The sequence below is a fragment of the Rhizobium sp. X9 genome (assembly GCF_018873185.1).
GTDB lineage: Bacteria > Pseudomonadota > Alphaproteobacteria > Rhizobiales > Rhizobiaceae > Agrobacterium > Agrobacterium oryzihabitans.
Window position 1 is genome coordinate 914,769 of record NZ_CP071312.1, and the last position, 21,252, is coordinate 936,020.

At 58.5% G+C, this 21,252-nt stretch carries 21 protein-coding genes; 14 read left to right on the forward strand and 7 right to left on the reverse strand.

All coding sequences use genetic code 11. The annotated features are described in order from the left end of the window. Positions 1-59: 59 nt before the first annotated feature. Entirely contained in the window at positions 60-236 is a 177-nt protein-coding gene (locus tag JZY08_RS19140; protein WP_035222179.1) for a YdcH family protein, read from the reverse strand. A gap of 235 nt (positions 237-471) precedes the next feature. Between JZY08_RS19140 and JZY08_RS19145 the strand changes: the two genes are divergently transcribed. The 5 genes from JZY08_RS19145 to JZY08_RS19165 all read left to right on the forward strand — a co-directional run bounded on the left by JZY08_RS19145 (position 472) and on the right by JZY08_RS19165 (position 3,288). Then, the gene (locus tag JZY08_RS19145) at positions 472-675 is read left to right on the forward strand and encodes a YdcH family protein (RefSeq protein ID WP_003497661.1); all 204 of its coding nucleotides are present in this window, start codon (positions 472-474) and stop codon (positions 673-675) included. A gap of 47 nt (positions 676-722) precedes the next feature. Next, positions 723-1,190 carry a 5-(carboxyamino)imidazole ribonucleotide mutase gene (purE, locus tag JZY08_RS19150; RefSeq protein WP_035243258.1) on the forward strand — a complete coding sequence of 156 codons (468 nt, stop codon included), beginning with the start codon at positions 723-725 and terminating at the stop codon, positions 1,188-1,190. A gap of 26 nt (positions 1,191-1,216) precedes the next feature. Continuing rightward, the gene (locus JZY08_RS19155; RefSeq protein WP_137039846.1) at positions 1,217-2,314 is read left to right on the forward strand and encodes a 5-(carboxyamino)imidazole ribonucleotide synthase; all 1,098 of its coding nucleotides are present in this window, start codon (positions 1,217-1,219) and stop codon (positions 2,312-2,314) included. 139 nt (positions 2,315-2,453) lie between these two features. Beyond that, complete coding sequence (gene ykgO, locus JZY08_RS19160) at positions 2,454-2,579, forward strand: type B 50S ribosomal protein L36 (protein WP_003497670.1); 126 nt, start codon at positions 2,454-2,456, stop codon at positions 2,577-2,579. 94 nt (positions 2,580-2,673) lie between these two features. Continuing rightward, positions 2,674-3,288, forward strand: coding sequence for a tetratricopeptide repeat protein (locus JZY08_RS19165; RefSeq protein ID WP_216333179.1), 615 nt, complete (start codon positions 2,674-2,676; stop codon positions 3,286-3,288). A 69-nt stretch (positions 3,289-3,357) separates the two neighbouring features. Here JZY08_RS19165 and JZY08_RS19170 read toward each other — a convergent pair whose 3' ends face one another. The 3 genes from JZY08_RS19170 to JZY08_RS19180 form a co-directional block, all read right to left on the reverse strand. Next, positions 3,358-3,615 (reverse strand): DUF2312 domain-containing protein, encoded by a 258-nt coding sequence (locus JZY08_RS19170; protein ID WP_006314683.1) that lies wholly within the window; start codon positions 3,613-3,615, stop codon positions 3,358-3,360. Between the two features lie 149 nt (positions 3,616-3,764). Next, positions 3,765-4,070, reverse strand: a complete 306-nt coding sequence (locus JZY08_RS19175; protein WP_216333180.1) for a DUF1244 domain-containing protein — start codon at positions 4,068-4,070, stop codon at positions 3,765-3,767. 15 nt (positions 4,071-4,085) lie between these two features. Then, positions 4,086-4,874 (reverse strand): N-formylglutamate amidohydrolase, encoded by a 789-nt coding sequence (locus JZY08_RS19180; protein WP_216333462.1) that lies wholly within the window; start codon positions 4,872-4,874, stop codon positions 4,086-4,088. 195 nt (positions 4,875-5,069) lie between these two features. On the opposite strand from JZY08_RS19180, the gene JZY08_RS19185 reads away from it, so the two are divergent. Then, a complete protein-coding gene (locus tag JZY08_RS19185; RefSeq protein WP_216333181.1) occupies positions 5,070-5,552 on the forward strand; it encodes a DUF1036 domain-containing protein in 483 nt (160 codons plus the stop codon). Then, positions 5,552-6,991, forward strand: coding sequence for a pyruvate kinase (pyk, locus tag JZY08_RS19190; RefSeq protein WP_216333182.1), 1,440 nt, complete (start codon positions 5,552-5,554; stop codon positions 6,989-6,991). Before JZY08_RS19185 ends, pyk begins: the two co-directional genes overlap by 1 nt. An 83-nt stretch (positions 6,992-7,074) precedes the next feature. On the opposite strand, the gene JZY08_RS19195 is transcribed toward pyk, so the two are convergent. Beyond that, positions 7,075-8,979: a DUF882 domain-containing protein gene (locus tag JZY08_RS19195; protein ID WP_216333183.1), complete on the reverse strand. Its 1,905-nt coding sequence runs from the start codon at positions 8,977-8,979 to the stop codon at positions 7,075-7,077. Positions 8,980-9,155: 176 nt separating this feature from the next. Beyond that, positions 9,156-10,700, reverse strand: coding sequence for a sigma-54 dependent transcriptional regulator (locus JZY08_RS19200; protein ID WP_216333184.1), 1,545 nt, complete (start codon positions 10,698-10,700; stop codon positions 9,156-9,158). Between the two features lie 170 nt (positions 10,701-10,870). On the opposite strand from JZY08_RS19200, the gene JZY08_RS19205 reads away from it, so the two are divergent. Together JZY08_RS19205 and JZY08_RS19210 are read left to right on the forward strand one after the other, a co-directional pair. Continuing rightward, positions 10,871-12,721 (forward strand): M3 family oligoendopeptidase, encoded by a 1,851-nt coding sequence (locus JZY08_RS19205; protein ID WP_216333186.1) that lies wholly within the window; start codon positions 10,871-10,873, stop codon positions 12,719-12,721. 99 nt (positions 12,722-12,820) lie between these two features. Further along, complete coding sequence (locus JZY08_RS19210; RefSeq protein ID WP_216333188.1) at positions 12,821-13,456, forward strand: aminotransferase class IV family protein; 636 nt, start codon at positions 12,821-12,823, stop codon at positions 13,454-13,456. Here the strand turns inward: JZY08_RS19210 and JZY08_RS19215 are convergent. Beyond that, complete coding sequence (locus tag JZY08_RS19215; protein ID WP_216333190.1) at positions 13,453-14,361, reverse strand: GGDEF domain-containing protein; 909 nt, start codon at positions 14,359-14,361, stop codon at positions 13,453-13,455. The genes JZY08_RS19210 and JZY08_RS19215 overlap by 4 nt on opposite strands. Positions 14,362-14,620: 259 nt before the next feature. Here JZY08_RS19215 and JZY08_RS19220 point away from each other — a divergent pair, with 259 nt between their 5' ends. From JZY08_RS19220 to JZY08_RS19240, 5 genes are all read left to right on the forward strand, one after another. Then, on the forward strand, positions 14,621-16,066 hold the full coding sequence (locus tag JZY08_RS19220; RefSeq protein WP_216333192.1) for a homospermidine synthase: 1,446 nt from the start codon (positions 14,621-14,623) through the stop codon (positions 16,064-16,066). Positions 16,067-16,214: 148 nt separating this feature from the next. Continuing rightward, positions 16,215-16,589 carry an outer membrane lipoprotein Omp10 gene (gene omp10, locus JZY08_RS19225; protein ID WP_003497694.1) on the forward strand — a complete coding sequence of 125 codons (375 nt, stop codon included), beginning with the start codon at positions 16,215-16,217 and terminating at the stop codon, positions 16,587-16,589. Between the two features lie 216 nt (positions 16,590-16,805). Then, on the forward strand, positions 16,806-18,758 hold the full coding sequence (locus tag JZY08_RS19230) for a 5'-nucleotidase C-terminal domain-containing protein (RefSeq protein ID WP_216333194.1): 1,953 nt from the start codon (positions 16,806-16,808) through the stop codon (positions 18,756-18,758). Positions 18,759-19,106: 348 nt separating this feature from the next. Then, entirely contained in the window at positions 19,107-20,141 is a 1,035-nt protein-coding gene (gene hemH, locus JZY08_RS19235) for a ferrochelatase (RefSeq protein WP_216333195.1), read from the forward strand. A 59-nt stretch (positions 20,142-20,200) separates the two neighbouring features. After that, complete coding sequence (locus JZY08_RS19240; RefSeq protein WP_035242911.1) at positions 20,201-21,250, forward strand: SPFH domain-containing protein; 1,050 nt, start codon at positions 20,201-20,203, stop codon at positions 21,248-21,250. Positions 21,251-21,252: the final 2 nt, after the last annotated feature.

Sequence of the window (21,252 nt, forward strand, 5' to 3'; positions counted from 1 at the left end):
GCCGCCAGGGCCGAAAAGGAACCGTCAGTCCTTCATCGAAGGCTGCGGCATGGCATCATTTAATGCCTTGTGGAGGCTTTAAGCCTCTGCAGTTCATCCTTCAGGCGCAGTTTTCGACGTTTGAGGTCAGCGATCTCTGTGTCGTCCGAAGACGGGGAAGCAAGAATACTTTCGAGCTCTTCCTCCAGAGCACCGTGTTTCTTTTCGAGCGATGCAATATGAGCCTGAATGGTCATGCGGCACGTCCTTCCATTTTTAAGCCTACCTCCAGCTCTCCATCGCTGGAGTTTCAGGTTTGCGACGACAATGTGACATGGATTAATCGTATTGTCGAAGGCGAAATGAAGGCAATAAGTGGGCAATTTGGTCGCAACGGATAACTTCCCGTTGCCGCGATTTGATGATAGAGGCTCGGAACAGACGACATACGCGCCGGAGGCTATCCGGCTGGCATAAAATGGGGATGACAAGATGCCCGATCAGGACCAGGCGGACATCAGGCTCACGCTGGCGCGGCTGCGCCAGGAGCATGAAGACTATGACGCGGCGATCAACGCGATGATCCAGACCAGTTGCGATGCGCTGAGGATACAGCGCATGAAAAAGAAGAAGCTGGCCGTCAAGGACAAGATGACCCAGCTCGAAGACCAGGTCATTCCCGATATCATCGCCTGAGCCGGAGAAATTACGTGACAGCAGAAACGCCCCCCGTCGCCATCATCATGGGCAGCCAGTCCGACTGGGAGACCATGAAGAACGCCGCCGATACGCTGGATGCGCTGGATGTGGAATATGAAGCCCGCATCATTTCCGCCCACCGCACGCCGGATCGACTTTATGATTTCGCCAATGGCGCAAAGGATGAGGGCTTCAAGGTCATCATCGCCGGTGCCGGCGGCGCTGCCCATCTGCCGGGCATGACGGCCGCCATGACCCCGCTTCCAGTCTTCGGTGTTCCGGTGCAGTCCAAGACGATGTCCGGACAGGACAGCCTCTATTCCATCGTCCAGATGCCCGCCGGCATCCCCGTCGGCACGCTCGCCATCGGCAAGGCCGGTGCGATCAACGCGGCACTTCTGGCGGCAGCGGTTCTCGCGCTCGGCGACGAGGATCTGGCTGACCGGCTCGATGCGTGGCGCGCGCGCCAGTCGGCGGCCGTGGCCGAATATCCCATGGACAACGCCCAGTGACGGCATCCGGGACAGCTGACGCGACGATGGGCACCAATAATCTGACCAAGGGCAACCTCACCATCGGCATTATCGGCGGCGGACAGCTCGGCCGCATGCTGGCAATGGCCGCAGCCCGCCTCAACCACCGCACCATCGTGCTGGAGCCCCAGGCCGATTGTCCGGCGGCACAGGTCTGCAACGACCAGATCGTCGCGGATTATGACGATGAAACCGCGCTGGCCGAACTCGCCCGCCTCTGCGATGTCGTGACCTACGAATTCGAGAACGTGCCCGTGGCGGCAGCCGAGACGCTCGCCGCCTCCGTTCCTGTCTATCCGCCGCCGCAGGCGCTCAGCGCCTCGCAGGACCGGCTGACGGAGAAGCGCTTCCTCAACGGTTGCGGCATTCCGACCGCCGATTTTCGCGCCGTGGACAGCCAGGAAGATCTGGAGGCAGCACTGGCCGCCTTTGGTGGCAAGGGCGTGCTGAAGACGCGCCGCATGGGCTATGACGGCAAGGGCCAGCGTCTTTTCCGGGGTGGCGAGGACACGACGGGCGCCTTCGACGCGCTTGGCGGCGTGCCGCTCATCCTCGAAAGCTTCGTTGCCTTCGAGCGGGAAATCTCGATCATTGCCGCCCGCTTCAGGGATGGAACGGTTACCTGTTACGATCCGGCGGAAAACATTCATCTGAACGGCATTCTGCATACTTCGACAGTGCCGGCAGCGCTTTCCGAGGGGGCAAAGGATGTGGCCGTACAGTCGGCGGAAAAGCTTCTTGCGGCGCTCGATTATGTCGGCGTCATCGGCATCGAGTTCTTCGTCCTGCCTGATGGTTCGCTTGTCGCCAATGAAATGGCGCCGCGTGTCCACAATACCGGCCATTGGACGGAAGCCGCCTGCGTGATCTCGCAATTCGAACAGCATATGCGTGCCGTATCGGGTCTTGCGCCCGGCAGCACGGCCCGCCATTCAGATTGCGTCATGACCAACCTCATCGGCGACGACATCGACGATGTGCCAGCGTGGCTGTCGAAAAAAGACTGCCTCGTGCATCTCTACGGCAAGACGCAAGCGCGCCCCGGCCGCAAGATGGGCCATGTGACGGAGCTTTTGCATACAGGAAAACCCTCAGTCTTTTAAGGCAAAGATACCGGCAAGTGTTGACAGGCAGGGGTCAAACGGGTATTTGCCTGCCAACCGAAAAGAGCGCGCCCCGTTGCGCGCTTTTGATTGTTTGAATAAGCACGGTAAAAGCCGTGCAAAACTGCGGACCAGTAAAATGAAAATCAAGAATTCGCTTAAAGCGCTTAAGGCCCGTCATCGCGATAACCGCCTGGTTCGCCGCAAGGGCCGCGTCTACATCATCAACAAGCAGAACCCGCGCTTCAAGGCTCGTCAGGGCTGATTGACTGCGGTTCGCGATCAGATCGCGGATCACTTTGTTGACAGAGTAGAACTTTGCATTTGATATTGGGCGCAGTCGGGTTAAGCTTTGACCCATGCGCCCAAATCGTTTTTGCATGGCTATCATCGTCGCTCAGGGTTTCCTGTTTTCGGCCCTCCTGTTTCCGGGAATGGCTGCCATCAGTCATGCCGCAGACGGGCAAGTTCCCGTAGTTGCAGAGCCCGCGCCCGCCAAGACCGTCGACACTCTTTTTGCATCCCTGAAGAAAGAGCGAAACGCCGTCAAGGCGCGCAGCATCGCCAACCAGATTGCTTCCGAATGGAATGATTCCGGCAGTGCGACGATCAATCTTCTGATGCAATGGGCAGGCGAAGCTTCAGACGAGAAGCGCAATGCCGCCGCTTACGATTTTCTCGACCAGATCATCCTGCTCGATCCCGACTATGTGCAGGCGCCCTATCGCCGCGCCATGGTGCATTTCGCCGACGGCGACACCCGCAAGGCGATGGCGGATATCAACCTGACGCTGGAAAAGGAGCCGCGCTATTTTCCCGCACTGGCAAGCCTCGCCAACATCCTCGAAGCCTCAGGCCGCGACGAGTTGGCTCTGAAGGCCTGGGAACGCTATCTGGCGCTCTACCCCGCGGACAAGGATGCCCGCAAACAGGCCGTCGACCTTTCGGAAAAGCTGGCGGGCACACGCGGCTGAGTTTCGCGAAAAGCCCAAATAAAAATCGCCGCAAAAGCGGCGATTTTTTATCAACCGACCATCAGCCGATCATTCCATGCCAAGCGCAGCCATATAGGTCTGCAGGATGGTTTCTTCCTCAATACGCTCGTTAGCGTCCTTCTTGCGCAGGCGGATGATGGTGCGGATCGCCTTGGTATCGTAACCACGACCTTTCGCCTCACCCATGACATCCTTGATGTCGCCCTGGATGGCGGCCTTTTCTTCTTCGAGACGCTCGACGCGCTCGATGAATTGACGCAGTTCGGCGGCGGCGACGGTTTCAGTGGTGCTGGTTTCGTCCATCATATCATCCTTCATTGGCGGCTCGTCTGAGCCTTGTTCATTCGACCCGGTTGGAAGCTCCCGCCGGTCGCCGCCACCCGGGCGGCACAAATTCAGGCCTGTGAACTGCCCATTGCCGGGCCTCACGTCAAGTCGTTTCCGTCGATCGGGGGCTATTCCTTGGGTCGGCTCTGCTCAAAGGCGGTTTTCTGAGCGTCGCTCGCTTCCGCCTGATATTTTGCCTTCCAGTCCTCATAGGGCATGCCGTAGACGATTTCCCGGGACTCATCCTTGCTGAGCGGAACACCGGCATCCTCAGCCGCTTCCCGATACCAGTTGGAAAGACAGTTGCGGCAAAAGCCAGCGAGATTCATCATATCGATGTTCTGCACATCGTGGCGCTCACGAAGATGCTGGATCAAACGGCGGAAGGCGGCAGCCTCAAACTCGATCTGCTGTTTGTCGTTCTGTGTCGTCATGGGGCAACTCCAGGCTCAATAGGGGCCGGTGCGAGAGGCGAACAGCTGGTATTCATGCAGGACGGGATCGTCGTTCATTGCGGCAAAAATGGGAGCGAGCCGGTCCGACCAGTCGGCAATCCCCTCCTCATCCGCGATCAGATCCTGCCGAACCTCAAGAAGCGCATGCGGTATGCCCTTCATCATGCAATGGCGGTACATGGTGTCACCCTTCAGCGCCCCGTCATAAGGCTCGTTGTCGCCAACCAGGATGTCGCCGGTCGCGCGCAGATGCGCCAGAAGCGGATCGACCACACGATTATCCGTGTCCCAGAGAACGGCCGCATGCCAGGGCCGCGGCGTTTCCTTCCAGAAGGGCGTGTAGGAATGCAGCGACAAAACGAGAGGCGCCTCCCCCGACGACTGCGCGACGCCGGTGAGCACGCGATCAACGGCATCGTGATAAGGCCGATGAAAAATCTCGATCCTCTTCTGCCATTCCTCATCAGAAATCGGATGGTTGCCGGGAATGATCGCGCCGTCCGAAATCTTCATAATCAGGGTGGGATCGTCTTCACCGCGATTCGGATCGATCAGCAGCCGCGAAAAACGACCCAGCACCGCCGGCACGCAGAGACGGGCGGCCAGCGAGCGCGTCAAACCTTCTATGCCGATATCAAATGCGATATGGCGATGAAAAGCGGTTTGCGGAAGGCCAAGTTTGCCGTAGTGTGCCGGCAGGAGGTTCATGGCATGGTCCGCCAGAAGAACCATGCCTTTGTCATAATCGCCTTCTATGATTTCATAGGGTATGAAGTCGTTCATCGATGATTTTCTGGGGCAGGATTGAGGAGAAAAGCTTGATGGCATGGCTTGAGGCCGGGCGCAAGTTTCGGCGAAAGAACAGCCATCTACCTTACCGCACTCACGATCCCACGAACAATATAATCGATTAAACTCGCGTTGACTTTCTTTGGCGGCCACGCCAAGAAGTGTGTTCATTATAACCATGGAATCCGGATGGAAGCCGTGACTCAGTCATCTCTCGCTCTTCCTCGCCACTTTCGGCATCTCGCCCGTCTTTTTTCCGCAGCGGCATTGTTTCTGACCCCGTTTGTGTTCGTGGAGACCGCACATGCGGATTTCCGCGTCTGCAACAGCACGCAAAACCTCGTGGGGGTCGCAATCGGCTACCGGGCGCAAAACGGCTGGGTCAGCGAAGGGTGGTGGCAGGTCCCCTCCTCTACCTGCGCAACGCTGATAGAGGGTGAGTTGCAGTCGCGTTATTATTATCTTTATGCCGAGGATGCCGCCCATGGCGGCCGCTGGACCGGTGACGTCAACATGTGTGTGGCGGAAAACGAGTTCAAGATCGACGGTGTAGACGATTGTTATGCCCGCAGCTTCCAGAGAATGGGTTTCAAGGAATATGACACGGGCAGACAGGGCAGCTGGATGGTCCAGCTTTCCGATACGCCAGGCACACAGGGAAATCAAAACTGATGAAGCGTAACCGCAAAGTCAAAATTCTTGCAACTCTCGGCCCCGCCTCTTCCGAAGAGGCAATGATCGAAAAGCTGCATCTGGCCGGCGCCGATCTCTTCCGCATCAACATGAGCCATGCGAGCCACGACGTGATGCGTACGCTCATTCAGCGTATCCGCTCGGTCGAGAGCCGCAACGGCCGTCCCATCGGCATTCTGGCCGACCTGCAGGGTCCCAAGCTGCGCGTCGGAAAATTCGCCGAAACCAAGGTCGATCTCGTTCCGGGCCAGACATTCACGCTGGACAATAATGACGCCCCCGGCGACAACAGCCGCGTTTTCCTGCCGCATCCTGAAATTCTCGAAGCGGTCAAGCCTGGCCATCGCCTGTTGATCGACGACGGCAAACTGCATCTGCGCGCTGAAAAATGCGACGGCAAGAGCATCGTGACCACGGTTGTTTCCGGCACCCGGATTTCTGACCGCAAGGGTATCAGCCTGCCCGACACCCTGCTCGGCGTCGGCGTGCTGACCGACAAGGACCGCGTCGATCTCGATGCCGTTCTCGCGACCAATGAAGTGGACTGGGTTGCACTGTCCTTCGTCCAGCGTCCGGAAGATCTGGCCGAAGTACGCAAGATTTCCCGCGGCCGCGTTGGACTGATGTCCAAGATCGAGAAGCCGCAGGCCATCGAACGGATCGAGGAAATCATCGAACTTTCCGACGCATTGATGGTCGCACGCGGCGATCTCGGTGTCGAAATGCCGCTGGAGGCGGTTCCGGGCATCCAGAAGCAGCTGACACGCGCCTGCCGCCGCGCCGGCAAGCCCGTCGTTGTCGCCACCCAGATGCTGGAATCGATGATTACCGCACCGGTTCCGACGCGCGCCGAAGTTTCTGACGTCGCGACTGCCGTATTTGAAGGTGCGGACGCCATCATGCTTTCGGCTGAATCGGCTTCCGGCGATTATCCGGTCGAAGCCGTGTCGACCATGGCGTCCATCGCCAGCACGGTGGAGCAGGATCCCTATTATTCCAACATCATCTACGCGCAGCGTCCGCAGCCGGAAGCAACCGGCGCCGATGCGATTTCGCTTGCCGCCCGCCAGATTGCCGAAACGCTGAAGCTCGCGGCGATCGTCACCTATACCTCGTCCGGCACGACGGGCCTGCGCGCCGCGCGCGAACGGCCGCAGGTTCCGATCATTGCCCTTTCGCCGATCATTCAGACCGCACGCCGCCTGTCGGTCGTCTGGGGCCTGCACTGCGTTGTGACCGGCGATGCCAGCGATCTGGACGACATGGTGAACCGTGCTTGTCGCATCGTTGTGTCCGAAGGTTTCGGCAAGCCGGGCGACCGCATCATCATCTCCGCCGGCGTACCGCTCGGCACCCCCGGCGCGACCAATATGGTACGCATCGCCTATATCGGCTCCGACGGCCAGAGCGGCGTCTGACACCCGGACAGATCGTCATAAAAAAACCCGCCGTCGCCGGCGGGTTTTTTGTTGGCCTTCCGGCCGCATTAGAAAAGCCTGCCTCAGTGCATCTTCACCGGTGTGCTGAAGCGGCTGGATTCGATTGCCGCAGCGCCCGGCCTGAAGCTTGCCGAGGTGGCAGAGGCAGACATGTCGTGGCTGAGCATGCGGTTGGCGATAACGCGCGGCGCCTTCACCGAACGCCCGGTCGTACCCTTGTTCTGGTTGAGCGCCCAATCCGAGATCAGATCCTGCGTCAGGCGACCACCGCCGACCATGGCCTGATGGGAAACGGCCGCGTCCTGCTTGCTGGGGCGCGAGCCCTTGGTCGGCAAGCCGGCGGTGAGGCCACCATTGACGGCGGGCTTCAGATCAAACGCATCGCCGAAACCTTCCTTCGGTTCCGCCTTGGCCGTTTCGGCGGGCGCTACCGTAACCTTGTGGTTGACAGCGGCCGGGAATGCCGCAGCTGTCGGAACGGCAGCGGACTGGACCTGCGAACGGGCAGCCTGGCCGCTCTGTTCAAGAGCCGCAACCACAGTCGGCGAAAGGGTATCCTGCCGCGCGTCGGCAAGATCGTCTTCACCTTCGGGGTCAGCATTGGCTGCCGCCAGCAGGGCTTCCGCCACGGCCGGACGGTTGGCAGGTACCGGAACGGAGGCGAGTTCGCCGGTCGCAGCAGGGGTTGCACCATCTGCAGAAGCCGTCAGGATCGAGCCTTCAGCGTCGCCTCTCATGCCACGCGGCCCAAGAAGTGTCGGCACGGGTACGGATACCTCAGCCAGATCGGCAAATTGCTGACGCTCAGCTGGAGCGGACGCCGGTGTCGGCGTTGTCGCAGCCTGCAGTGCATCCTGCGCAGCGTTTCGGGCAGGAGAGTAAAGTGCGGTCGCAAGGCCGGTATTGGCCGGCTGATTGCCGAAAGCAGGACGAGCCGTTGGCAGCGGCGCATCGTTCACGCCAGGAAGAGATTGTGCGGAAGCAACGGCAATGGCCTGTTCCGGCTCGGGCGCTGCGGGCTGCGGAGCAGCCGGCCGTGCGACAGCCGGGCGTTCTGCGGGCTCCGGCGCTGCGATGCTATCCGGATCTTCATCCTCATCGCCTCCACCGCCAAAGAGTGCCTGCAACAGCGTCTTACGCTTGCCGCCGCCGGAAGAAGTAGGACCAGAACCAGCGCTGGAAGCAACCTGAATGGAGGACGAGCTGACGCGCTTCTTGTAATCCGCCAGAGCCTGCTCGTAACCGGGAAGCGGCTTGCCGTCGGAGGGAAGATGCAGCGTATTGCCGTTCGGGAAGATGCGGACGAGTTCCTGGCGGCTCATGCGCGGCCAGGCGCGAACGCCGCCGACATCCATGTGCACGAAGGGGGAACCGGAACTCGGATAGAAACCAACGCCGCCGATCTGCATCTGCATGCCGATTTCGCGCAGACGCGCCAGCTTCACGCCGGGTATGTAAAAATCCATGGCCTTGCCGAGCATATGCTGGCTTTTTTCCGCGACACCCTTGGTGCGGGTGCGCAGGAGACCATTGGTCTCCGGCGAGCGGAAGGCCGAAACGACGTTGATGTAATCGGTCGCGCCGCTGCGGCGATAAACTTCCCAGACGAGATCGAACAGGCGCGGATCCATCCGTGTCGGCTGGTTGCGGCGCCAGTCACGCAGGAATCGATTCAGCTCCTGCAGACCCTTCTGGTCGTATTTGCCATTGCGCTTGAAGGTGATGACCGCCTTCTCGCGTGTATGGATATAATACAGTTTAAGGCTGCGCGTCTCGGCGAAGGCTTCCGTCGCCGAGGCACCTACGAAAGGCATGGCGGCGAGCATCAGGCAGGCAAAGGTGACAGCGCGTGCCGACAGCTTCGTGCATATATCCTTGATCAAGCCGCGCGCGATCTTGGTCGACAGCGCGTTATTCCGATGCAGATATGGCAATTCGATCCCCGCCTGGAAGACAATTTCTGTCACATTGCCTCAAATGAACGTCAAATACGGTGACACGATGGCAAAATTGCCACACACATGCAACCTTCCTCTACATAGTGAATCAGCCACTAACAAGAGGTTTATAGACGGTAAGCGGATATCCTTGCTCAGAAGTTAACGAATCTCACGATCTGCCGGGGAATATGCCATTTGCGGCATCAGGCGGCATCTCGAAGCGGATCATCGGGATCGATGCCATAATCCTTCAGTTTTCGATAAAGCGTCGAGCGCCCTATGCCGAGTTTCCGTGCGACCTGGCTCATCTGCCCGCGATAGAAACGAAGGGCGAAACGGATAAGCTCTTCCTCGATCTCAGCCAGTTTTCGGATATTGCCTGAATCGTCCATGCTGGAGATCAGGTTCCCTCCGCGGTAGATGGTCGTCGAAATATCCGCCGTATCCTCAAGAACGACGTTAGTTTCGGCCAATGGCGGCGGCGGTGAATAGGCCGCGAGTTTCAGCGACGATCCAGACGGCGACCGGATGGAATCTCCCGCATCATCCCCCGTTGCAAATTCCGGCAGTTGCAGCGCGATCTGCGGAAAATCGGAATCCGCCAGTTCCTCGCCCTGCGACAGCACGACGGCACGGAAAACGGCGTTTTCAAGCTGGCGGATATTGCCCGGCCAGTCATAAGCCGTCAGCAGCGCCAGGGCGCTGGCGTCAAGGCCAACCGGATTGGGCAATTTCTGCTCCGCCGAAAAACGCTCGGCGAAAACCCGCGCCAGATGGGGAATATCCTCCTTGCGGCGGCGCAGCGCCGGAATGGTGATCGGGAAGACGTTGAGGCGATAATAGAGATCCTCGCGGAAACGGCCTTCCTTCACCTCTTCGATAAGGTTCTTGTTGGTGGCGGAAATCAGCCGGACGTTGACCTTCTGGACCCGCGCGGAGCCGACGGTTTCGATTTCGCCCTGTTGAACCGCTCGCAGCAGCTTGACCTGAACGTCCAGCGGCAGATCGCCGATTTCATCAAGGAACAGCGTTCCGCCATCGGCCTCCATGAATTTGCCGACATGTTTTTCCGTGGCACCCGTGAAAGCGCCCTTCTCGTGGCCGAAGAGAATGCTTTCGACCAGATTATGCGGGATAGCGCCGCAATTGACGGTGATGAATGGCTTGTTCGACCTGTCACCGGCCGACTGGATGGCGCGCGCGACCATTTCCTTGCCAACACCGGATTCGCCTTCCAGCACCACGGGAATGCTGGACTGGGCGGCGCGTTGTGCGAGCTCGATGACCCTCAGCATTGCGGGGCTTGCGGAAACGATATCGGTAAAATTCACTGCATTGCTCCGTCCGCGCCTGCCCGTGCGGGCCTTTGCCTCTCTCCTGTCGAGTTTGAGAGCATTGGAGATGGCGGCGCCGATCCTTTCCGGCGAGACCGGCTTGACGACGAAATCGAAGGCGCCGGCGCGCATGGCCTGCACGACGGTGTCGATGCCGCCCTGCCCCGTCTGGACGATGACGGGAACATCGGTGCCAAGTTCGCCCACGGCTTTCAAAAAGGTCAGGCCGTCCATTTCCGGCATCATAAGGTCGAGGACAACAACATTGATCTCGCCGCTATATTGCTTGAGCAGCTCCAGCCCCGCTTTGCCGTTTTCGGCAAGCAAGGCGAGATGCCCATAACGTTCCACCGCGTTTTTGAGCAGGCGGCGCTGGACAGGATCATCGTCTATCACGAGAACATGCGCGGTCATTTTTGGCTCCGGTTTCCGGTTTATGGACCTGCGTCATGCGGTCCCTTATGCCGCACTCTGGCACAGGAGATTTGAACATCCAGTTTTGAGATTTGCTTGCATTTTATCCATTGCTACGGGAAACAAAGGCCCCATATGCTTCGAAAAGCATAACCAGAAGGATACGTCCGATGACCCTTAATCGCTCCATTCCGCAACCCGTATTTTCCCTTGCGGAAACCTCCGGTCCCGTGCTTGGAGACCTGCCCGACTGGAAGCTTTCGGATCTTTATTCGTCGGGCGACTCGCCGGAATACAAGGGCGATCTTGAGAAGGCGGCAGCAATGGCGACGGCTTTCGAGGATAAATGGAAGGGCAAGCTTGAGACCGCCGCAAAGGCGACAGGCGCCAACGGCATCGGCGCTGCCCTCAAGGAGTATGAAGCGCTGGACGATCTCATCGGCCGCATCGGCTCCTTTGCCGGACTGACTTATTTTTCCGATACGTCGAACCCGGCAAACGGCAAACTTTACGGCGATGCCCAAGCGAAACTGACGGATATTTCCGCCCATCTCCTGTTCTTTACGCTTGAACTCAACCGCATCGACGATGCGGTGATGGACGCCTGCATGGTAAATGATGCCGCGGCAGGGCATTACCGGCCCTGGCTGGTGGATTTGCGCAAGGACAAGCCGCACCAGCTTGACGACCAGCTGGAACAGCTGTTCCTTGAAAAATCGATGACCAGCGCGAGCGCCTTCAACCGTCTGTTCGACGAGACGATGGCCGATCTGCGTTTTGATATTGACGGCGCAAGCCTTCCGCTGGAAGTGACGCTCAACATGCTCCAAGAGCCGGAGCCGGAAACCCGTAGGAAGGCGGCGGAAGCGCTGAGCGCCACCTTCAAGGAGAATCTGCGGGTCTTCACCCTCATCACCAACACGCTCGCCAAGGACAAGGATATTTCCGATCGCTGGCGCAAATTTGAAGACATTGCCGACAGCCGCCATCTGGCGAACCGCGTTGAGCGCGAGGTCGTTGATGCCCTGGCTGCCGCCGTTAAAAACGCCTATCCGCGCCTTTCGCATCGCTATTACGCCATGAAGGCGAAATGGCTCGGCATGGAGCAGATGAACTACTGGGACCGCAACGCGCCGCTTCCCGATACGTCCAATACGATCATTCCATGGGATGAGGCGAAGGATACCGTGCTTTCCGCCTATGGCGATTTCGCCCCTGAGATGGCCGATATCGCCCGCCGTTTCTTCGATGAGGAATGGATCGACGCCCCCGCCCGCCCCGGCAAGGCGCCGGGTGCATTCGCACACCCCACCGTGCCATCGGCCCACCCTTACGTTCTGGTCAACTATCTCGGCAAACCGCGTGATGTGATGACGCTCGCCCATGAGCTTGGCCATGGCGTGCATCAGGTGCTGGCCGGCGGCCAGGGCGCGCTGATGTGCGCCACGCCGCTGACGCTTGCCGAAACAGCCTCCGTCTTTGGTGAAATGCTGACCTTCCGCAAGCTGCTCGACGACACCAAGGATGTGAGAGAACGCAAGGCCATGCTCGCCCGCAAGGTCGAAGACATGATCAATACTGTCGTGCGACAGATCGCGTTTTATGAATTCGAACGCAAGCTGCACACCGCCCGCAAACAGGGCGAGTTGACCTCTGAACAGATCGGTGAATTGTGGCTTTCCGTTCAGGCCGAAAGCCTCGGCCCGGCAATCCGGATTTCCGAGGGTTATGAGACATGGTGGACCTATATCCCCCATTTCATCCATTCGCCCTTCTATGTTTATGCCTATGCCTTCGGTGATTGCCTGGTGAACTCGCTTTATGCGGTCTACCAGAAAGCCGAGACCGGCTTTCAGGATAAATATTTCGAGCTTTTGAAAGCGGGCGGCACCAAGCACCATTCCGAGCTTTTGAAACCCTTCGGTCTTGATGCGACCGATCCTTCCTTCTGGGACAAGGGCCTTTCGATGATCGAGGGGCTGATCGACGAGCTTGAAGCGCTGGATAACAAACAGGCTTAACCTCGCCAGCCGGCAAGGCTATCCTATTTCGGACAAGCTTTGCCGGTTGATATCGCCGGTATGGACACCAATGATGACGACAGGCGACGAGCAAAGGCAATGAAACGCAAACCCGCTGATCTGACCTTGAGGGAAACCCTGCGCTGGGAGCCGCAATCGGGCTTTCAGCGCATTGACCAGCATATGCGCCGGCTGTTGCGCTCCGCCGATGCGTTGGGTTTTCGCGCACCCGTCAATGCGGTCCAGTGCCTGGAAAAGACGGTGGGCGGCGAAAACCCGCTCTGCGTAAAGCTTGTCATGAACTACAAGGGTGAGCTGGATATTGAAACGGCCGACTTTCGTCCGTTGCAGGAGGATACCGTCTGGAGGGTCCGCATTGCGACGCAGACCACCCTTGATTCCGCCGATACCTTCTATCGCCACAAGTCGTCGCGCCGGGAGCCCTATGATGCCGCCCGCGCCGAATTCTCAGCCGCAGATGCGGATGAGGTTCTGCTTCTCAACGAGCGCGGCGAGTTGTGCGAGGGATCCTCGACCAGCATCTTCGTCGAAATGCCTGATGGGCAATTGCTGACGCCGCCGCTCGACAGCGGCATTCTTCCGGGCGTCCTGCGCGCCGATCTTATCCGTGAGCGCAAGGCGCGCGGGCAGGCGCTGAAGCCGGAGGATCTTGCCGGGCGGCGGTTGTTCGTGGGTAATTCGCTGCATGGCTTGATTGCGGCGGAACTGGTCTAGACCGTCACCGCCAGAAGCCGGTCCCGACCTTTCTCCTTGGCAGCATATAGGGCCTTGTCGGCACGCATGAAAACCTCGTCAGCGCTTTCCGCCATGCGATAGGCGGTCATGCCGGCCGAGCAACTGTAGGAAAAATCCGGGAAATCGGGCAGGGGTCTGGAAAGACGCACCCTTTGCAGCAGTCGTTCGACAATCTCCCCGCTTTCGGCAACGGAGCTGCGCGGCAGGATGAGCATGAATTCCTCACCGCCGATCCTGCCGAAACAGTCCACCCGGCGCACGACGGAATGGGCGATGCCGACAAAATCGCGCAGAACTGCATCGCCGCATTTGTGGCCGAAACGATCATTGATCTGCTTGAAAAAATCGATATCGAGCGTGCAAAGGCAAAAGGGCGCTTCAAGACCTCTGCCGACCCGTTCCACCTGCAGGGCCAGTTTCGCGAAAACGAAACGACGGTTGGCCGTTCCCGTCAATTCGTCAGTCTGCGAGGCGCGCACCGCCAGATCGCGGTCCTGCCGCAGCGTTCTGTAGCCCTGGCGCAATTCGGTGACGTCGCTTGCGATGCAGAGCATCCATCCATCCTGCTGAACTGTCTCCGTCATCCAGAACCAGCGGCCGTCATACATGTCCATCTCGAAGGCACGATAAGGTAGTTTCCCGCGCCGGGACTGCGCCGACATGAGCCATCCCTCGAAATCGCTGTTTCTTATGACGACACCGGTGCGCAGGCGATGGTTCAGCCGCATGATATCCGCCCAGGTCGGGAAATCTCCCGCAGCAAGCTGAAAGCTTTCCCGAAACGACGGGTTGGCGTGCCGCAACCGGTCCTCGGAATCATAGAGGGCGATCAGAACGGGGGTGGCACTCTGAAGCGCTGCGACACGCTCGATAAGACTATCCAACAGGCAACTCTCCTGTGATGGCGAAAAACTCCCCCGTCGTCATCCGGCCAAAGCCCCCAAGCCTTTGGACATATACACGAAAAGAAGAACTCAATTATAAACGCAGTATCTAAAATGCGAAGAGGCAGAATGTGGTGGAAAGGGTGTGCCGGTCCATCCCGTCGTCACCACCGTCATATGTCCGTCATCCACCTGCCCTTTATTGTGGCACGCTTTTATGATCTAGCTTACTTATTGGCTGAAAAAGGAAAATTGACGAATGACGGACGCAAACCACCCGATTTACGGCGATATTGACGGCCCCATCATCATGATCGGCTTCGGCTCCATCGGGCGCGGTACTCTTCCGTTGATCGAACGTCATTTCAATTTCGACAGGACCCGTCTCGTCGTCATCGATCCGCGCGAGGATATCGCGGCGTTTCTGGCCGAGAGAAACATTCATCACATCCGCAAACATCTGACCAAGGAAAACTATAAGGAGGTTCTCAAGCCGCTCCTCAAAGGTGTCCAGGGCCAGGGCTTTTGCGTCAATCTTTCCGTCGATGCCGCATCCGTTGATCTGATGAGGCTCTGCCGCAAACACGGCATGCTCTATATCGACACCGTGGTGGAGCCATGGCCGGGCTTTTATTTCGACGCCGACGCCGACAATGCCTCCAGAACCAATTATTCGCTGCGCGAGACCATGCTGAAGGAAAAGGCGCGCAAACCGGGCGGCACAACGGCGGTTTCCACCTGCGGCGCCAATCCGGGCATGGTGTCCTGGTTCGTGAAGCAGGCGCTGATCAACCTCGCCAGGGATACGGGTCTCGATATCGAGGAGCCGCAGCCGCATGACCGGGAAGCATGGGCAAAGCTCATGAAACAGCTTGGCGTCAAGGGCGTGCATGTGGCCGAGCGCGACACGCAGCGGGCAAAGGAGCCCAAGCCATTCGGGGCGTTCTGGAACACCTGGTCCGTCGAGGGTTTTATCGCCGAAGGTTTTCAGCCGGCCGAACTCGGCTGGGGAACGCATGAAAACTGGATGCCGAAAAACGCGAAAAAGCAGAAAAAGGGCAGCAAGGCGGCGATCTATCTCGATCAACCCGGCGCCAATACCCGGGTGCGGACGTGGTGTCCGGGCCAGGGCCCGCAATATGGATTTCTGGTCACCCACAATGAAGCGATCTCGATTTCCGACTATTTCACCGTCCGCAATGACGATGGCGGCGTGATCTATCGCCCCACCTGTCATTATGCCTACCACCCTTGCAACGACGCCATTCTTTCCCTGCACGAACTCTTCGGCAATGGCGGCACGGCCCAGCCGATCCAGCATGTGCTCGGCGAAGACGAACTCGTCGATGGCGCCGACGAGCTGGGTGTTCTTCTCTATGGCCATGACAAAAACGCCTATTGGTACGGCTCGCGGCTGACCCTGCAGGAGGCGCGCTCACTCGCGCCCAACCAGAATGCGACCGGGCTGCAGGTCAGTTCGGCGGTGCTGGCCGGAATGGTCTGGGCAATTGAAAATCCGCAGGCCGGCATCGTCGAGGCGGATGAAATGGATTACCGCCGATGCCTCGAGGTGCAGCGCCCCTATCTTGGCCCGGTCGAGGGACATTATACGGACTGGACGCCGCTCGACGGTCGCCCCGGCCTGTTTCCCGACAATATCGACAAGTCCGATCCTTGGCAGTTCCGCAATATTCTAGTGCGCTAAAGGACCGGAGTCTCATATTTGTCACGCCGGCGCTTTCATGCGGGACGTCAGGAACCCGGGAGAGCAAACAACGTTGCCTTGAAATAAAGAACGCTTCACGGCATGGTCGAAGCACAAGGGTTTCATCGAATCGCAGGAGAACAGGCTCATGAACTTCAAGACAAGCGCTGCTTTGCTTTCAGCCGCCATCGCGGTGTCTTCATGCGTCGCGCCGGGTCCCTCCCAGCAGACCTCGATGGCCCCCTCGCTTGCCCGCGGGCCGGCCGTCGATGGCCGCTGGATCGACCGTAACGGCATCGTATCGACATTCCAGAACGGCGCTTTCTCCACACGTTCGACCGACACCAATACGCTTCTGGCGTCCGGCACCTATGTCACCATTTCGCCGACGCTCTACGAAATCAACATGACGTCGCTGGTTCGCAATACGCAATCGCGCGTCAACTGCGCCCTTGTCTCCCCGTCACAATTGAATTGCACGACAGACACAAACAGCCAGTTCTCGCTGACGCGTCAAGGCTGATAATCTTATATTTTCAAATGGATAGCATTGTGAAACGCACGCTTCAAGCGTGCGTTTTTCTTTATTGCGTGACTGTCATAATTTCGCTTGCGACAACTGCCGCTAAATGGAAACATCGCGCTTTGAAAGACTGACATATTTTCGGACTAGAAAATAAGCACGACCGGATGATGATCGACCGGCCGGGGCTTCCGCTTTGAACAGGAGAGAGGGACCATGAAGAAAATTTTGGGACTGGGCATGCTGAGCGTTTCGGTAATAACGCTTTCGGCTGGAGCGGCTCTGGCCGATTACGAGCTCAACATTCTTCACATCAACGATTTTCACTCCCGTATCGAATCGATCAACAAGTCCGACTCGACCTGCTCGGCGGAAGAGGAAGGCAAGAATGAATGCTTCGGCGGTGCTGCGCGCCTCTTGACCGCAATCAACCAGACCCGCGACGCGCTCAAGGCTGAAGGGAAAAATGTTCTTCTGCTTAATGCCGGCGATAATTTTCAGGGGTCGCTGTTCTACACCACCTACAAGGGCACCGTTGAAGCAGAAATGCTGAACGCCATGAAGTTCGACGCCATGACCGTCGGCAACCATGAGTTCGACGATAGCGAAGACGGGCTTGCCGGCTTCCTCGAAAAGGTCCAGTTTCCGGTGGTGACCGCAAACGTGGTCGCCAGCGCCGCCTCGAAGATCGGCGATCGCGTCAAGCCTTCCATCGTCCTTGAAGTCGGCGGCCAGAAAATCGGCATCGTCGGTGCGGTCGCCAACGACACGGCGGAACTGGCAACGCCCGGTCCCAATATCACCATTGCCGAAGATGTCGCGAAAATCAGCGAACAGGTGCAGAAGCTGAAGCAGGACGGCGTCAACAAGATCATCGCCCTTACCCATGTCGGATATCCGCGCGACCTCGAATTCATCGCGAAAATCCCGGATGTGGATGTCGTGGTTGGCGGCCACTCGCATACGCTGCTTTCCAACACCGACCAGAAGGCCGAAGGCCCCTATCCGACGCTCGTCGACAATCCCGGCGGCTACAAGGTTCCGGTGGTTCAGGCCGGACAATACAGCAAATATCTCGGTGACCTGCGCGTCGTCTTCGATGACAGCGGCGTGGTCAAGGAAAGCAAGGGCGACCCGATCCTGATCGATTCCTCCTTCAAACCCGATGAAGCGACGCTGAAGCGCATCGACGAGCTGAAAGCACCGATCGAGGCGCTGAAATCCAAGGTCGTCGGCACTTCGGAAGGCCCGATCGAGGGCGACCGCAAGATTTGCCGCGTCAAGGAATGCTCCATGGGCAATCTGGTGGCGGACGCCACACTTGCCCGTGTGAAGGATCAGGGCATTACCATCGCTTTCGCAAATAGCGGCGGCCTGCGCGCTTCCATTGATGCCGGCGATGTCTCGATGGGCGAGGTCCTGACGGTTCTGCCGTTCCAGAACACCGTTGCGACCTTCCAGCTGAAGGGCGAGGATATTCGCGCCGCACTCGAAAACGGCGTCAGCCAGATCGATGATGGTGCTGGCCGCTTCATGCAGGTTTCCGGCCTGAAATATTCTTTCGACCGCTCGAAGCCTGCCGGCAGCCGCATCGTTTCGGTTGACGTTAAGGAAGGCGAGACCTTTGTGCCGCTCGACCCGGCCAAGACCTATATCGTCGCGGCCAACAACTATGTTCGCACCGGCGGTGACGGCTTCAAGGTCTTTGCGACGAAGGCGATCAACGCCTATGATTTCGGCCCCAATCTCGAAGAGGCTGTCGCCGCTTATATCACCGCAAACAGCCCCTATAAGCCCTATACGGATGGCCGCATCAGCGAAGTGACACCTGCCGGTTACGTGGCTCCGGCAAAGCCCGCAGCACCTGCACCCGCAGCAACCGCACCGGCACCGGCAGCAGGCACACAGGCTCCGGCAGCAACACCGGCTCCGGCGCCCGCAGCGCCTGCTGCCACCGCACCTTCTGCCACGGCACCTGCCGCCACCGCGCCCGCGACCGCCGCTGCTGCGGTCAGCAAATATGTGGTTGAGAAGGGCGATTCGCTCTGGAAGATCGCGGCGGAAAAATATGGCGATGGCGCTCTCTGGACCAGAATTGCCAGGGCGAACACGCTGAAGCATCCGAACCACATTGAGATCGGTGAGGAACTGGAGCTTCCGGCTCAATAAGCCGGTAGCGACCAGACAGGGCAATTTGCCGCAGACCGGAAGCCGACCCTCAACCACGGGGTCGGCTTCTTATTTTCCTATAAAAAACAGGTCACTACAGGCCGCACTTTGCGAAAGGGCATCGTGCCTGCCAGCCAGCCCGGGAAATCACCTCCAGCGGTGGTTCAATCCTGAGAAATTTCGTCTAGAACACGTGAACAAATTGACGACAGGGGCGTATAGCTCAAGCATTTGCGACAGAATTCGTCAGGGTTCTCGTCGGTATGCATAAAACAAAAGATGGAGCCTTCCGCCCTCTCCCAAACGGAAAGCTCTTGTGCAAACAGTCCGAATTTCAGGGTGTCATTCATGGCGACAGAACTATCCGCACTCCCCGTAGACCATCCCGGCATAAGATTTGGCAAGGTCGGCGTTCTGCTCGTTAATCTCGGCACGCCGGATGGTACGGATTATTGGCCGATGCGCCGTTATCTGGCGGAATTCTTAAGCGACAAGCGCGTCATCGAATGGTCCCGCCTTTACTGGTATCCGATCCTTTACGGCATCGTCCTCAACAAGCGTCCGCAAAAGGTCGGCAAGGCCTATGAGGAAATCTGGAACCACGAACGCAACGAAAGCTATCTGCGCACCTATACCCGCAGCCAGGGTGAGTTGATGGCAAAGGCGTTGACGGATCTGCCCAATGTCGTCGTTGACTGGGCGATGCGCTACGGGCAGCCTTCCATCGCCTCGAAAATCGACGCACTGAAAGAACAGGGCTGCGAAAAAATCCTGCTTTTTCCGCTCTACCCGCAATATGCCGCATCGACCACGGCAACCGTCAACGACAAGGCTTTCGAACACCTGATGAAGCTGCGCTGGCAACCTGCACTGCGCACCGTGCCGCCCTATCACGACGATCCGGCCTATATCGAAGCGCTCGCAGCTTCCGTCAAAAACCATCTGGCGACGCTGGACTGGGAGCCGGAGATGCTGATCACCTCCTTCCACGGCATTCCGCAATCCTATTTCAAAAAGGGTGATCCCTATTATTGTCATTGCCAGAAGACCGCCCGCCTGTTGCGGGAGGCGCTGGGACGGACGGACAAGAATTTCATGATCACCTTCCAGTCGCGTTTCGGGCCGGAGGAATGGTTGCAGCCTTATACCGACAAGACCGTGGAAAAGCTGGCTTCAGAAGGCATCAAGCGCATCGCCGTCATGAATCCCGGCTTCGTATCGGATTGTCTTGAGACGCTTGAAGAAATTGCCGGTGAAGCCGGCGAGATTTTCCTGCATAATGGCGGCGAGAAATTTACCCATATCCCCTGTCTTAACGACAGCGCCGAGGGTATGGATGTTCTCGAAAAGGTTGTACGGCGAGAGTTGCAAGGCTGGGTGTAATCTTGCCATAACGATGCTGGGGTAAAATCCCTGACGGTTCTTACCCTGGAGGAAATGTGATGATTGCATTGGGCGGTTTCGATATTGTTGTTCTGGCAGCGGTGGTGCTGGTTATTCTGGTGCTGTTTGCCGGCATCAAGACCGTGCCGCAGGGGCATCGTTACACGGTTGAACGGTTCGGGCGCTACACCCGCACGCTCGAGCCCGGCCTGAACCTCATCGTGCCCTTCATCGAAAGCATCGGTTCGAAAATGAATGTCATGGAGCAGGTTCTCCATATACCGACACAGGAAGTCATCACGCGTGACAATGCCAGTGTCTCCGCCGATGCCGTCACCTTCTATCAGGTCCTCAATGCCGCCCAGGCCGCCTACCAGATTTCCAACCTGGAAATGGCGATTGAAAACCTCACCATGACGAACATCCGCTCGGTGATGGGCTCTATGGATCTCGACGAATTGCTGTCGAACCGCGATGCGATCAATGATCGCCTTCTGCGCGTGGTGGACGAGGCTGTCGGGCCTTGGGGCATCAAGGTCACCCGCATCGAGATCAAGGACATTGCGCCGCCGAAGGACCTCGTCGATTCCATGGCACGGCAGATGAAGGCGGAGCGTGAAAAACGCGCGCAGGTGCTGGAGGCAGAAGGCGCCCGCAACGCCCAGATTCTGCGCGCCGAAGGTGCAAAGCAATCGGCCATTCTTGAGGCGGAAGGTCAACGCGAGGCGGCGTTCCGCGATGCCGAGGCCCGCGAACGTCTGGCCGAGGCTGAAGCCAACGCCACCCGCATGGTGTCGGACGCCATCGCCGCCGGCAATGTCCATGCCATCAACTATTTCGTCGCCCAGAAATATACCGAGGCGCTCGCCGAGATCGGCACCGCCAAGAATTCCAAGATCGTGCTGATGCCGATGGAGGCCTCGGCGCTGATCGGTTCTCTGGGCGGTATCGGCACGATTGCAAAAGAAGTCTTCGGCGACAGGGGCGATGCGCCAACCGCACCCGCCGCCCCCACATCTTCCCGCTCGGGGCCACCGACGCGGTCTTCCGGCCAGACCATCAATGTCACGGTGCCCGGCAATCCCTTCGGTTCTTCATCGGAGAAGTGACG

Excerpts from the sequence above, each read along its gene's own strand:
- JZY08_RS19155 (WP_137039846.1), top strand. The coding sequence starts at position 1,217 with ATGGGCACCAATAATCTGACCAAGGGCAACCTCACCATCGGCATTATC.
- JZY08_RS19220 (WP_216333192.1), top strand. The coding sequence starts at position 14,621 with ATGACGGACGCAAACCACCCGATTTACGGCGATATTGACGGCCCCATC.
- purE (WP_035243258.1), top strand. The coding sequence starts at position 723 with ATGGGCAGCCAGTCCGACTGGGAGACCATGAAGAACGCCGCCGATACG.
- ykgO (WP_003497670.1), top strand. The coding sequence starts at position 2,454 with ATGAAAATCAAGAATTCGCTTAAAGCGCTTAAGGCCCGTCATCGCGAT.
- JZY08_RS19200 (WP_216333184.1), bottom strand. The coding sequence starts at position 10,700 with ATGACCGCGCATGTTCTCGTGATAGACGATGATCCTGTCCAGCGCCGC.
- JZY08_RS19140 (WP_035222179.1), bottom strand. The coding sequence starts at position 236 with ATGACCATTCAGGCTCATATTGCATCGCTCGAAAAGAAACACGGTGCT.
- JZY08_RS19165 (WP_216333179.1), top strand. The coding sequence starts at position 2,674 with ATGCGCCCAAATCGTTTTTGCATGGCTATCATCGTCGCTCAGGGTTTC.
- pyk (WP_216333182.1), top strand. The coding sequence starts at position 5,552 with ATGAAGCGTAACCGCAAAGTCAAAATTCTTGCAACTCTCGGCCCCGCC.
- JZY08_RS19145 (WP_003497661.1), top strand. The coding sequence starts at position 472 with ATGCCCGATCAGGACCAGGCGGACATCAGGCTCACGCTGGCGCGGCTG.
- JZY08_RS19210 (WP_216333188.1), top strand. The coding sequence starts at position 12,821 with ATGAAACGCAAACCCGCTGATCTGACCTTGAGGGAAACCCTGCGCTGG.
- JZY08_RS19180 (WP_216333462.1), bottom strand. The coding sequence starts at position 4,874 with ATGAACGACTTCATACCCTATGAAATCATAGAAGGCGATTATGACAAA.
- hemH (WP_216333195.1), top strand. The coding sequence starts at position 19,107 with ATGGCGACAGAACTATCCGCACTCCCCGTAGACCATCCCGGCATAAGA.
- JZY08_RS19175 (WP_216333180.1), bottom strand. The coding sequence starts at position 4,070 with ATGACGACACAGAACGACAAACAGCAGATCGAGTTTGAGGCTGCCGCC.
- JZY08_RS19240 (WP_035242911.1), top strand. The coding sequence starts at position 20,201 with ATGATTGCATTGGGCGGTTTCGATATTGTTGTTCTGGCAGCGGTGGTG.
- omp10 (WP_003497694.1), top strand. The coding sequence starts at position 16,215 with ATGAACTTCAAGACAAGCGCTGCTTTGCTTTCAGCCGCCATCGCGGTG.
- JZY08_RS19170 (WP_006314683.1), bottom strand. The coding sequence starts at position 3,615 with ATGATGGACGAAACCAGCACCACTGAAACCGTCGCCGCCGCCGAACTG.
- JZY08_RS19205 (WP_216333186.1), top strand. The coding sequence starts at position 10,871 with ATGACCCTTAATCGCTCCATTCCGCAACCCGTATTTTCCCTTGCGGAA.
- JZY08_RS19185 (WP_216333181.1), top strand. The coding sequence starts at position 5,070 with ATGGAAGCCGTGACTCAGTCATCTCTCGCTCTTCCTCGCCACTTTCGG.
- JZY08_RS19230 (WP_216333194.1), top strand. The coding sequence starts at position 16,806 with ATGAAGAAAATTTTGGGACTGGGCATGCTGAGCGTTTCGGTAATAACG.